We start from the raw sequence: 11,629 nt of genomic DNA, 5'->3' as shown, positions 1-11,629 counted from the left end.
GCGTAGGCGTCGTCGGCCATGAGCATGGCGGCCTGCTGGTCCTGGGACATGGCGTTGACACCGGAGTCGGTGAGCATGTCGAGGAAGACGTCCTTGTTCTCCAGGAGGAAGGTGTTGTAGCCGGCCTCGGCCATCGCCTCCTTGCGCTCCTCGATGGGCAGAAGCGTGAGCTTCTGGATGATGCGGACCTTGTGCATCTCGAGCGGCAGCTGCTGGCCGCGGAAGAACGTCACCTTCGACACGGTGAGACTCCTTGTTTGAATGAATGATATTCGGCTGGACCGCCTGCCATTGTCCCATGTGCCGCGGTTGCCCGTCCCGTCACCCGGGAGTTCAATGGGGTTTGTGCTGGATTTCCTCGTAGCCCAACCCCTCGTCGCCCTCATCGCGATCCTCGCCGTCGGCCTCGCCCTGGGAAAGATCCGTGTCCTCGGGATCTCCCTCGGTGCGGCGGCGGTCCTCTTCGTCGCCCTCGGTCTGTCGACGGCCGACCCCGACATCCAGATCCCGCCCCTGCTCTACCAGCTCGGCCTGGCGATGTTCGTCTACGCCATCGGTCTGACCGCCGGTGCGCAGTTCTTCGCGGAGTTCCGTTCCCGCGGCTGGCGGCTCACCCTGTTCATGATCGCCCTGCTCGGCACCCTCGTCGGCGTGGCCTACGGCGCGGTGAAGCTCCTCGGCCTCAATGAGCTGATCGGCGCCGGCATGTTCGCCGGCGCGCTCACCTCGACGCCCGGCATGGCCGCGGTCGTCGAGATGGTCGAGGGGGGTGCGCTTGTCGACGCCACCCGTTCCGCCGAACCCGTCATCGGCTACTCCCTCGCGTACCCCGGCGCGGTGATCGGCTCGATCCTCGTCGCCGCGGTGGGTGCCGCGCTGCTCAAGGTCAACCACGTGGAGGATGCGCGGAGGGAGGGCCTCATCATCGCGCCGCTGCAGTGGGACGGCGTGGTCATCGGCCCCGGCGTCGAGGGCACCGTCGCGCAGCTGCCGACGCTGGCGGGCGCGGAGATCATCGCCACCCGCATCGTCGACGGCCCCCACGACCACCGCCTGGCGGCCCCGACCGACCGCCTGCGCGAGGGGATGGTCCTGCTCATCAACGGCACGGAGGAGGCCATCGCCACGGCGCAGCGCACCCTGGGCCAGCCGACGCAGGTGACCATCGAGGGCACCGACCTGGTGTACAAGCGCATCACGGTGTCCAACCCGCGCGTGGTGGGACGCCGGATCGAGGAGCTCGACACCGTCTCCGCCGGCTTCAAGATCGCCCGCGTCCGGCGCGGTGACGCCGATGAGGTCCCGCACCCGGAGGACGTGCTCAACTACTCGGACCGCGTCCGTGTCGTCGCCCCGCCCAACCGCATGGCCGAGGTCCGCGCGTTCCTCGGCGACTCGGAGCGTTCGCTCGCGGCACCGGACCTGCTGCCCTTCGCCCTCGGCCTGCTCGCCGGGCTCCTGCTCGGTTTCATCCCCATCCCGCTGCCGGGCGGATCGGTCCTGTCGCTGGGATTCGGTGGCGGCCCCATCGTCGCGGGACTCGTGCTCGGTGCGCTGCACCGCACGGGGCCGGTCACGTGGACGATGCCCTACCACGCGGTGCACACCCTCAACACGCTGGGACTGTCCCTGTTCCTGGCGGGCGTGGGCACCACCGCCGGTGCCGGCTTCAAGAAGGCCCTCACCGACCCCTCCTCGCTCACCGTCATGGCCGCGGGCCTGTTCATCACGGTGGCCTCGGCGCTCATCTGCGCGGTGGTCGGCATGCTGGTGCTGCGCCTGACCTGGGATGAGTCGATGGGTGTGGCGGCCGGTGCGACGACGAACCCGGCGATCATCTCCTACCTCAACGGGCAGACCGGCACCGAGCTCGCGACCCGCGGTTACGCCACCGTGTACCCGACGGCGATGATCGGCAAGATCGTGGCGAGCCAGATCCTGCTCCTCCTCCTGCTCTGAATCCAGCGGACTGCCAGGGTGGGGGAGTAGTGTGAGCAGGTCTGTCGCTCAACCCCTGCTAGGAGTCCCCTGTGTCGCTGTCCTCGACCGCCAAGTACCTCATCGCCATCGTCCTCGTCGCCTGGATCGGTGTCCTGGCGCTGCTGATCGGCATGCGTCCGACGGGCGCGGAGACCCGTTTCGACACCGCCGGTGCCCTCGAGCAGGCCGTCGCCAAGGTGTCGGCCAGCGGTCCGGGCATCGTCGGCCTGGTCCCGCAGGACCTCTACGGCGAGGAGTGGATCGCGGCGGCCATCGTCTGCCCCTACGCCACGGAGGAGGGCATCGCCCGGAACCTCGACGTCGACGCCTTCGAGCTGAAGCTGGGTGGCGCAGGCGTCCCGGAGGACACCAACTACCTGCTGCTGCGTTCCGCTGACGGCGGCCACGCCTTCGACCGCATCGACCGCGCCGACATCGACCTGTGCACCGTCCCGCTGGGCCAGTACATCGACGCCCGCGCCATGCTCCCGCTGGGCAAGACCGAGGACGGTGGCTGGGCACTGCTCAACTAGCACTAGTGTGGGTGTCGTGCTTGTACTGGCGATCGACACCTCCACCCCCGACCTGGTCACCGGCCTGGTCGACACCTCCACCGGCCGCAGCCGGGACCGGGTGATACCCGGCACGCGCGCGCACAACGAGCAGCTCACGCCCACCGTGCAGGCCCTGCTCGCCGATGCCGACGTGACCTTCCCCGACCTCGACGCCGTCGTCGTCGGCTGCGGCCCGGGCCCCTTCACCGGTCTGCGCGTCGGCATGGCCTCGGCGGCCGCGTTCGGCGACGCACTCGGCATCCCGGTGCACGGCGTCTGCTCCCATGACGCGATCGCCCGCCGCCTGCCCGCCGGCCGCGCGCTGGTGGCCACCGACGCCCGCCGGCGGGAGATCTACTGGGCCACCTACCGGGACGGGGTGCGCACGGCGGGGCCGGACGTCGTGAAGCCTGCGCAGCTGCAGCTCCCGCACGACGTCGACGTGCTCTCCGTGCCGGAACACCTGGCGGCCCAGCTGCCGGAGGCCCTCCATGCGGTGGCGCGCCACGACCTCGTCCCGGACGCCGCGTCCCTGGTGGCCGTCGCCGACCTCGACGCCACCCCGGATCCCCTCGTCCCGCTCTACCTGCGTCGCCCCGACGCAGTGCCGCCCAAGGCCGTGCCGAAGTCCCCGGCCATCCCGGAGGTGGAGCTGTAATGGAGATCCGTCGCCTCACCTTCGAGCACGCCGCACGCTGCGCCGAGCTCGAGGAACTGCTCTTCCCCGGGGAGAACCCCTGGACGCGCGACATCTTCGTCGTCGAGTTCGCCCAGCCGAACCACCTCTACCTCGGTGTCTTCGACGACGATGAGCTGCTCGCCTACGGCGGTATCGCGCAGCTCGGGCCGCGGGAGGACCCGGAGTTCGAGATCCACACCATCGGCGTCGACCCCGCGCAGCAGCGCCGGGGCCTCGGGCGCCTGCTCATGGACCAGCTCATGCGCCTGGCCGACGGCCTCGACGGGGAGGTCTTCCTCGAGGTCCGCACCGACAACGAGGCCGCCGTCGCCCTGTACCGGTCCTTCGGCTTCGAGATCATCGGTGAGCGCAAGCGCTACTACCAGCCCTCGGGGGCGGACGCGTACACGATGAAGCGGCCCGCGGGGAGCGAGCGCGACGGGGTGTAACCTCGGGACCATGATTGTCCTGGGTGTGGAGACCAGCTGCGACGAGACCGGTGTCGGCGTCGTCGAGCTCACCGACGACGGCACCGTGACCATCCTCGCCGACACCGTGGCCTCGTCCATGGCCGAGCACGCCCGCTTCGGCGGGGTCGTGCCGGAGATCGCGTCCCGCGCGCACCTCGAGCAGATGGGCCCGGTGATGCGGGCGGCGCTGGCGGAGGCGGGCGTGACGAGGCCGGACGCCGTGGCCGCCACCGTCGGCCCGGGTCTGGCGGGCGCACTGCTCGTCGGGGCGTCGGCGGCGAAGGCCTACGCCGCCGCGTGGGGCGTCCCCTTCTACGGGGTCAACCACCTGGGCGGACACGTCGCCGTGGCCAACCTGGAGGGCGATGCGCTGCCGCACTCGGTGGCGCTGCTCGTCTCCGGCGGCCACACGCAGCTCCTCGAGGTGGAGGCCGTGGGGCGTCCGATGCGGGAGCTGGGTTCCACGCTTGACGACGCCGCCGGCGAGGCCTACGACAAGGTCGCCCGCCTCCTCGGCCTGGGGTACCCGGGTGGCCCGGTCATCGACCGGCTCGCCCAGCGCGGTGACCGCGACACCATCCCGTTCCCGCGCGGCCTGATGAAGCGGGTCGACGAGGAGCGGGGACACCGCCACAACTTCTCCTTCTCCGGGCTCAAGACCTCGGTGGCCCGCTACGTCGAGGCCGCCGAACGGGAGGGCCGGGTCATCTCCGTGGAGGACGTGTGCGCGTCCTTCCAGGAGGCCGTCTGCGACGTGCTCACCTTCAAGGCCGTCCGGGCCTGCCAGGACGTCGGGGCGCAGGTGCTGCTGCTCGGCGGCGGGGTGGCGGCGAACTCGCGGCTGCGGGAGCTGGCGGGGGAGCGCTGCGCCGCGGCCGGCATCGAGCTGCGTGTCCCGCGTTTCTCCCTGTGCACCGACAACGGCGTCATGATCGCCGCCCTGGCCGCCCAGCTCATCCACGAGGGCTCCGGCGCCAGCGAGCTGAGCGTGGGCACCGATCCGTCGCTCGAGGTGGAGATCCCGCTCGTCTCGTCCTAGCGGGTGTCTCCGCTCGCGCTGCGGGACCGGTCCTGCGGGGTTACTGTGAGCGCTGACCTGTATCCCACCTGAAGGACCGTTCATGATCACCGGATTTCTGGTGCGCCCTGACCTGACCCACAACATCGTCGAGTTCGAGCTGGACTCCGCCGCGCAGTTCCTCGGCGGCATCAGCCAGGACCGCGTCGCCGTCGCCTTCCAGGAGGACGGCACCGACTACGCGGCCCTGTTCAACCCGGAGGCCAGGAGCAACGGCGCCGAGCCGAACCCGGTCGCCTCCCTGGGGCGTAACGCCGCCGCCACCGGCAACGCCGCGTTCTTCTCCGATCCGACGGCCGCCATCTGCGGCACCGTCATCTTCGTCGGGGCCGAGGGCGAGGACATCGGACTCGACGACATCCGCCGCGTCAAGGACGGCATCCGTGCCGTGCGCAACTACCAGGAGGACCAGCCGGAGGACTACCGCCTGTGGCGGGCCGCCGTGCTCAACATGGGCCAGCTGCGGGTCGACTGACCCCGACTCCCCGGCAGGGTGGTCGGCCGCCCGGGGCGGGTTGGCACCCCGAAAGGTTGAGTGCTGGCACTCGCGTAGGTAGAGTGCCAGGAAGGTTGTCTCACCCACAGTTGTTCACCCGCGACGACGGCTGTGCTGGCACCACAACCGGCACATACAACTCTCTCAACTTTTCACGGAGGAATATCGTGGCAAACGTCAACATCAAGCCGCTCGAGGACAAGGTCCTGGTCGAGATCACCGAGACCGAGAACACCACCGCCTCCGGCCTGGTCATCCCGGACTCGGCCAAGGAGAAGCGCCAGGAGGCGACCGTCGTCGCCGTGGGCCCGGGCCGCATGGACGATGACGGGGACCGCATCCCGGTGGACGTCAAGGTGGGCGACGTCGTCATCTTCTCCCCCTACGGTGGCACCGAGCTGAAGTACGAGGACAAGGACTACCTCCTGCTGTCCGCTCGTGACCTGCTCGCCATCGTCGAGAAGTAAGCGGGGGTAACACAGCCCTATGGCAAAGCTCATCGCATTCGACCAGGAGGCCCGTGAGGGCATCCAGCGCGGCGTGAACACCCTCGCCGACGCAGTGAAGGTCACCCTCGGCCCCCGGGGCCGCAACGTCGTGCTCGACAAGGCCTTCGGCGGCCCGCTGGTCACCAACGACGGTGTCACCATCGCGCGTGACATCGACCTCGAGGATCCCTTCGAGGACCTCGGCGCCCAGCTGGTCAAGTCGGTCGCCATCCAGACCAACGACGCCGCCGGTGACGGCACCACCACCGCGACCCTGCTCGCCCAGGCGCTCATCGCCGAGGGCCTGCGCAACGTTGCCGCCGGTGCCAACCCGGTGGAGCTCAACAAGGGCATCGCCGCCGCGGCCGACAAGACCGTCGAGCTGCTGAAGGCCCGCGCTACCGAGGTGGCCTCCTCCACGGAGATCGCCAACGTCGCCACCGTCTCGTCCCGCGACGAGATCGTCGGTGAGATGGTCGCCGGCGCCATGGACAAGGTCGGCAAGGACGGTGTCCTGACCGTCGAGGAGTCCCAGTCCATCGAGTCGTCCCTGGACGTCACCGAGGGCATCTCCTTCGACAAGGGCTTCCTGTCGCCCTACTTCATCACCGACATCGACTCCCAGCAGGCTGTGCTTGACGACGCCCTCGTGCTGCTCGTCCGCAACAAGATCTCCTCCCTGCCGGACTTCCTGCCGATCCTGGAGCAGGTCGTCGAGTCGGGCAAGCCCGTCCTCATCATCGCCGAGGACATCGAGGGCGAGCCGCTGCAGACCCTCGTGGTCAACTCCATCCGCAAGACCCTGCGCGTCGTCGCCGTGAAGTCCCCGTACTTCGGCGAGCGCCGCAAGGCCTTCATGGACGACCTGGCCGTGGTCACCTCCGCGACCGTCGTCGACCCGGAGATCGGCGTCCACCTCAACGAGGTCGGCCCGGAGGTCTTCGGTTCCGCACGTCGCGTCACCGTGACCAAGGACGAGACCGTCATCGTCGACGGTGCCGGCACCCCGGAGGAGGTGGAGTCCCGCCGCGAGCAGATCCGCCGCGAGATCGAGAACACCGACTCCTCCTGGGACCGTGAGAAGGCGGAGGAGCGACTGGCCAAGCTGTCCGGTGGCGTCGCCGTCATCCGCGTCGGTGCCCCGACCGAGACCGAGGTCAACGAGCGCAAGCTGCGCGTCGAGGACGCCATCAACGCGGCCCGCGCGGCCGTGCAGGAGGGCGTCATCGCCGGCGGCGGTTCCGCACTCGTGCAGATCGCCGAGGAACTCAAGGCCTGGGCCGAGGAGTTCGAGGGCGAGGAGCGCACCGGTGTCCTGTCGGTGGCCCGCGCCCTGGTGAAGCCGTGCTACTGGATCGCCGACAACGCAGGCCTCGACGGCGCCGTCGTCGTCGCCCGCACCGCCGAGCTCCCGAACGGTGAGGGCTTCAACGCCGCCACCCTCGAGTACGGCAACCTCATCGAGCAGGGCATCATCGACCCGGTGAAGGTGACCCACTCCGCAGTGGTCAACGCCTCCTCCGTGGCACGCATGGTGCTCACCACCGAGGCATCCGTGGTGAACAAGCGTGAGGAGCCGGAGGCTGCGGCCCACGGCCACCACCACTAGTCACCACCACGCGCTGAAGCCCGGTCCTGAGCCTTGTGCTCGGGCCGGGCTTCGGTGTTTTCCGGGGGAGGGGGTTATCCGTGGGCGGCGGCGGGGACGCGGGTGGCCTGGCGGCCGCCACGGACGACACCGCGGTTGCGCAGGACCGTGAGGCGCTCGGACTCGGAGAGTCCGCCCCAGATGCCGTAGGGCTCGGCGACCTTGAGCGCGTGCTCGCGGCAGGCGGAGATCACAGGGCAGGTGTGGCAGATGGCCTTGGCGCGGTTCTCACGCTGGGCACGGGCGCGACCGCGCTCGCCGTCCGGGTGGTAGAACACATCCGACTCTTCGCCCCGGCAGGCGCCGTGGAGCTGCCAGTCCCAGAAATCGGCGTTCGGTCCGGGAAGCAGGTGCGGTTGTGACATGTTCTGTTTTCTCCTCAGGTCAAGAAGTCATAGACTCGTGTGCATCGGTGCAGAGTCCAGGACGGTGAGTCACGCTCTCCGACGCACCTGTGGAGTGTGGACTGGCGTGATGAACATCAAATGTCTGCCATATGGCCTCGCCATGGCCGGGATGTGGCCGCCGCGTGAGTGACCTGATGGTCAGGCTCCTGACCTGCATGAATGCGGTAGGTTAACCCTTAATGAATTCTTGGTGCACTAGCAGCTGGCAGGGAGGATCCGGGAATAAAACTCGGCTTCCAGGGTAAACGGGTATTCTGGTCCCGCCTGTGCCACAAGGGGTCGCAGGTGATCCGGAGGAGAACTACGTGAGTGATACCGAGGCAGAGCTGGCCGACCTTGTGCCGCTGGCCGTCGACGGTGACCGTCGCGCTCTGCAACGGATCATGGCGATCGTCCACCCGATGGTCCTGCGCTACGCGCGCGCCCGCGTCGGCGGCGGGCGGACGCCGACCCCCGAGGACATCGCCCAGGAGATCTGCCTCGCGGTCGCGACGTCGATAGGCAACTACGTGGACAAGGGTCGCCCCTTCATGGCCTTCGTCTACGGCATCGCCTTCAACAAGGTGGCCGACGCGCACCGTGCCATGGCCCGCGATCATTCGCTGCCCACCGATGAGGTTCCGGACACCATCACCGAGCGCGACACCCCCGAGGACCACGCCCTCACAGCCGACGGAAGTAACAGAGTGAGGGCTCTGCTCGATTCATTAAGTGAGAAGGCGCGCGACATCGTGATTCTGCGCGTTTTCGTCGGACTGTCGGCGGAGGAGACCGCCGCGGTCGTGGGCAGTACCCCCGGTGCCGTGCGTGTTGCGCAGCACCGTGCGCTGGCCACGTTGCGCAAGACCCTGGGCACTCAGGATGACGCCCAGGCCACGGAGAATGAAGGAGCGAAGTGATGAAGCGTAGGCACGCGGATTCCACGACGGGTGACATCACCACACAGCTGAAGCCGCTGATGGATGATGACGCCTTCCTCACCGAGCTCTCGCAGGGCCTCGACCCCTCCGACGGCACCGACGAACTGGCGGCGCTCTTCCTGGAGCTGCGCGAGGACGTCGAGAAGCAGATGCCCCCGGCCCCGCTCATCGAGGGCGCGGACGAGGAGCCCGTGGTCATCTCCCTGACTTCCCGCCGTCGCGCGCGCCGCGGACGTCCCTTCGTGTCCGGTCTCATCGGCGCCGCCGCCGCGACGCTGGTCATCGCCGGTTCCGGTTCGATGATCTACAACGCCACCCCGGGCTCCCCGCTGTGGGGCATGTCGAGCGCGCTGTTCAGTGACCGCGCCGCCGTCGTCGAGCTCGCCGGCACGCTGGAGGAGATCGACTCCCGCGCCGCCGAGGGCGACATCGACGGCACCCGCGAACTCCTCGAGGAGGCCCGCCGTGTGGTCCGGAACCTCCGTGACGCCCAGTCGCCGGCCGAGCAGCCGAACACCCGTGAGCCGGGCACCACGGTGACCGCCACGACGACAGCCACCGTGCCGGGCGAGACGCCCACCCCGGAGCCGGTCGACCCGACCACCGAGACCGTCACCGAGACCACCCGCCACACCGAGACGGAGACCGCCACCGTCACTGTCACCCAGGGGCCGCCCCCGATCCGGGACAACCCGCTGCCGTCCCCCGTCGAACCGACCCAGCTGCCGCAGCCGGTGGATCCGGGCGACGACGCACCGGCCCCGACGCTGGCACCGCCGCAGATCCAGGAATAGGCACAGAAAAAACCGCCGGATGAACCTCCCGGCGGTTTCTTCTTCCTGACCTATCGGCGGGGTGCGTTGATCCCGTCGAGGAATCCGGCCGCGTAGTCCCAGGGGACGTAGGCGTTCACGTCGGGCTCGACGGAGGGCTCATGCACCGGGGCGAGCTCGCCGCGCAGGGTGGCCGCCATGTTGGAGGCCATGATGTCCCAGTCGTAGTAGTGGAGGTCATCGCAGTCCTCGCACAGGAAGAAGATGCCGAGGATGCCGTGCGGCGTGAGCTCCTCACGGAAGCGGGCCACCAGGGCCAGATCCTGGGTGACGTGCAGACGCTCCTCGTCCGTGAGCGGCGGGGCGGGCTCCTCGGGGTCCAGGAAGGACGCCGGATCGTTCGGATCGTCGGCGAACGGGTCGAGCGGCATCTGCGAGTCGTAGTTCACACTCGTCACCCTATTGTGGACCAGCTCAATGGGCAATTCCCTGCCGCTACCTGTCCAGGGGGAAAAGGGATTAGGGTGTAGTCATTGCGGAAGCCACACAGTGCGAAGGAGCCACATTTCCATGACCGATCAGCGTGTGTCCACCGGGGGCGACGATCCCAACAAGATTGCCCTCCTGGGCCTGACCTTCGATGACGTCCTGCTCCTGCCGGCGGAGTCGAACATCATCCCGAGCGAGGTCGACACCTCCACCCAGTTCACCAGGAACATCCGGCTGGGTGTCCCGGTCATCTCCGCGGCGATGGACACCGTGACGGAGGCCCGCATGGCCGTCGCCATGGCCCGCCAGGGTGGCCTGGGCGTCCTGCACCGTAACCTCTCCGCGGAGGAGCAGGCGGAGCAGGTAGAGATCGTCAAGCGTTCCGAGTCCGGCATGGTCACCGACCCGGTCACCGCCACCCCGGACATGACCATCGGCGAGGTGGACGCACTCTGCGCCCGCTTCCGTATCTCCGGACTGCCGGTCGTCGACGCCGAGGGCATCCTCGTCGGCATCTGCACCAACCGTGACATGCGCTTCGAGCCGAACGTCGACCGCCGCGTCGCCGAGGTCATGACCCCGATGCCGCTGGTCGTCGCCCCGGAGGGCGTGACCAAGGAGCAGGCGCTCGAGCTGCTGTCCGCCAACAAGGTGGAGAAGCTGCCGATCGTCGACAAGCAGGGCAAGCTCGCCGGCCTCATCACCGTCAAGGACTTCGTCAAGACGGAGCAGCACCCGAACGCCTCCAAGGACGACCAGGGTCGTCTCCTCGTCGCCGCCGGCATCGGCACCGGTGAGGAGTCCTGGGACCGCGCCGGCCAGCTGGTCGAGGCGGGCGTCGACGTCCTCGTCGTCGACTCCGCCCACGCCCACAACAACCGCGTCCTCGAGATGGTCTCCCGCGTGAAGAAGGACTTCGGCGACCGCGTCGACGTCGTCGGCGGCAACCTGGCCACCCGCTCCGCCGCGCAGGCCATGATCGACGCCGGCGCCGACGCCATCAAGGTCGGCATCGGCCCGGGCTCCATCTGCACCACCCGCGTGGTCGCCGGTGTCGGTGCCCCGCAGATCACCGCCATCATGGAGGCCGCCGTCCCGGCCCACGCCGCCGGCATCCCGATCATCGCCGACGGTGGCATGCAGTACTCCGGTGACATCGCCAAGGCCCTGGCCGCCGGTGCCTCCTCCGTCATGCTCGGCTCCATGCTCGCCGGCACCACCGAGGCCCCCGGTGACATCGTCGTCGTCGGCGGCAAGCAGTACAAGCGCTACCGCGGCATGGGCTCCATGGGCGCCATGCAGGGTCGCGGCCTGACCGGTGAGAAGCGTTCCTTCTCCAAGGACCGCTACTTCCAGGCGGACGTCCGCAGCGAGGACAAGCTCGTGCCGGAGGGCATCGAGGGTCGCGTGCCGTTCCGCGGCTCCATCGACGCGATCACCCACCAGCTCGTCGGCGGCCTGCGTGCCTCCATGGGCTACACGGGTTCCGCCACCATCGCCGAGCTGCAGACCAAGCAGTTCGTGCAGATCTCCACCGCGGGCCTCAAGGAGTCCCACCCGCACCACATCCAGCAGACCGTCGAGGCGCCGAACTACCACTAGTCCGTCGGTTCGCTGAGAGTTGGCCGGAGACCCACCGTGGTGGGG

At 68.9% G+C, this 11,629-nt stretch carries 13 protein-coding genes and 1 pseudogene; 11 read left to right on the top strand and 3 right to left on the bottom strand.

Annotated elements, in window-relative coordinates:
• A pseudogene (locus tag GXZ33_RS08635) lies at positions 1-242 on the bottom strand (tryptophanase); the annotation flags it as partial.
• Between the two features lie 103 nt (positions 243-345).
• On the opposite strand from GXZ33_RS08635, the gene GXZ33_RS08630 reads away from it, so the two are divergent.
• The 8 genes from GXZ33_RS08630 to groL all read left to right on the top strand — a co-directional run bounded on the left by GXZ33_RS08630 (position 346) and on the right by groL (position 7,354).
• Entirely contained in the window at positions 346-1,959 is a 1,614-nt protein-coding gene (locus GXZ33_RS08630) for an aspartate:alanine exchanger family transporter (protein ID WP_291340530.1), read from the top strand.
• Between the two features lie 71 nt (positions 1,960-2,030).
• Positions 2,031-2,513 (top strand): hypothetical protein, encoded by a 483-nt coding sequence (locus GXZ33_RS08625; RefSeq protein ID WP_291340529.1) that lies wholly within the window; start codon positions 2,031-2,033, stop codon positions 2,511-2,513.
• Between the two features lie 16 nt (positions 2,514-2,529).
• On the top strand, positions 2,530-3,192 hold the full coding sequence (gene tsaB / locus GXZ33_RS08620) for a tRNA (adenosine(37)-N6)-threonylcarbamoyltransferase complex dimerization subunit type 1 TsaB (protein WP_291340526.1): 663 nt from the start codon (positions 2,530-2,532) through the stop codon (positions 3,190-3,192).
• Entirely contained in the window at positions 3,192-3,662 is a 471-nt protein-coding gene (gene rimI, locus GXZ33_RS08615) for a ribosomal protein S18-alanine N-acetyltransferase (RefSeq protein WP_291340524.1), read from the top strand. Before tsaB ends, rimI begins: the two co-directional genes overlap by 1 nt.
• Positions 3,663-3,672: 10 nt before the next feature.
• A complete protein-coding gene (gene tsaD / locus GXZ33_RS08610) occupies positions 3,673-4,722 on the top strand; it encodes a tRNA (adenosine(37)-N6)-threonylcarbamoyltransferase complex transferase subunit TsaD (RefSeq protein ID WP_291340522.1) in 1,050 nt (349 codons plus the stop codon).
• An 82-nt stretch (positions 4,723-4,804) separates the two neighbouring features.
• Positions 4,805-5,236, top strand: coding sequence for a hypothetical protein (locus GXZ33_RS08605; RefSeq protein ID WP_291340520.1), 432 nt, complete (start codon positions 4,805-4,807; stop codon positions 5,234-5,236).
• A 188-nt stretch (positions 5,237-5,424) separates the two neighbouring features.
• Complete coding sequence (groES, locus tag GXZ33_RS08600) at positions 5,425-5,724, top strand: co-chaperone GroES (protein WP_291340517.1); 300 nt, start codon at positions 5,425-5,427, stop codon at positions 5,722-5,724.
• Positions 5,725-5,743: 19 nt separating this feature from the next.
• Positions 5,744-7,354, top strand: a complete 1,611-nt coding sequence (gene groL / locus GXZ33_RS08595) for a chaperonin GroEL (RefSeq protein ID WP_291340516.1) — start codon at positions 5,744-5,746, stop codon at positions 7,352-7,354.
• Between the two features lie 74 nt (positions 7,355-7,428).
• Here groL and GXZ33_RS08590 read toward each other — a convergent pair whose 3' ends face one another.
• Positions 7,429-7,758, bottom strand: coding sequence for a WhiB family transcriptional regulator (locus tag GXZ33_RS08590; protein ID WP_291340514.1), 330 nt, complete (start codon positions 7,756-7,758; stop codon positions 7,429-7,431).
• Positions 7,759-8,105: 347 nt separating this feature from the next.
• On the opposite strand from GXZ33_RS08590, the gene GXZ33_RS08585 reads away from it, so the two are divergent.
• Both GXZ33_RS08585 and GXZ33_RS08580 read left to right on the top strand, forming a co-directional pair.
• Positions 8,106-8,699 (top strand): sigma-70 family RNA polymerase sigma factor, encoded by a 594-nt coding sequence (locus tag GXZ33_RS08585; protein ID WP_291340513.1) that lies wholly within the window; start codon positions 8,106-8,108, stop codon positions 8,697-8,699.
• Positions 8,699-9,514 (top strand): hypothetical protein, encoded by an 816-nt coding sequence (locus tag GXZ33_RS08580; protein WP_291340512.1) that lies wholly within the window; start codon positions 8,699-8,701, stop codon positions 9,512-9,514. The genes GXZ33_RS08585 and GXZ33_RS08580 overlap by 1 nt, the downstream gene beginning before the upstream one ends.
• Before the next feature lie 50 nt (positions 9,515-9,564).
• Here GXZ33_RS08580 and GXZ33_RS08575 read toward each other — a convergent pair whose 3' ends face one another.
• Complete coding sequence (locus GXZ33_RS08575) at positions 9,565-9,942, bottom strand: DUF5319 domain-containing protein (RefSeq protein ID WP_291340511.1); 378 nt, start codon at positions 9,940-9,942, stop codon at positions 9,565-9,567.
• Positions 9,943-10,063: 121 nt separating this feature from the next.
• Between GXZ33_RS08575 and guaB the strand changes: the two genes are divergently transcribed.
• Positions 10,064-11,584 carry an IMP dehydrogenase gene (gene guaB / locus GXZ33_RS08570; RefSeq protein ID WP_291340510.1) on the top strand — a complete coding sequence of 507 codons (1,521 nt, stop codon included), beginning with the start codon at positions 10,064-10,066 and terminating at the stop codon, positions 11,582-11,584.
• Positions 11,585-11,629: the final 45 nt, after the last annotated feature.

Origin of the sequence: Corynebacterium sp., assembly GCF_012838985.1 — a bacterium.
In the GTDB taxonomy this organism is placed as follows: Bacteria; Actinomycetota; Actinomycetes; order Mycobacteriales; family Mycobacteriaceae; genus Corynebacterium.
This window is presented reverse-complemented; position numbering and strand designations above follow the sequence as displayed.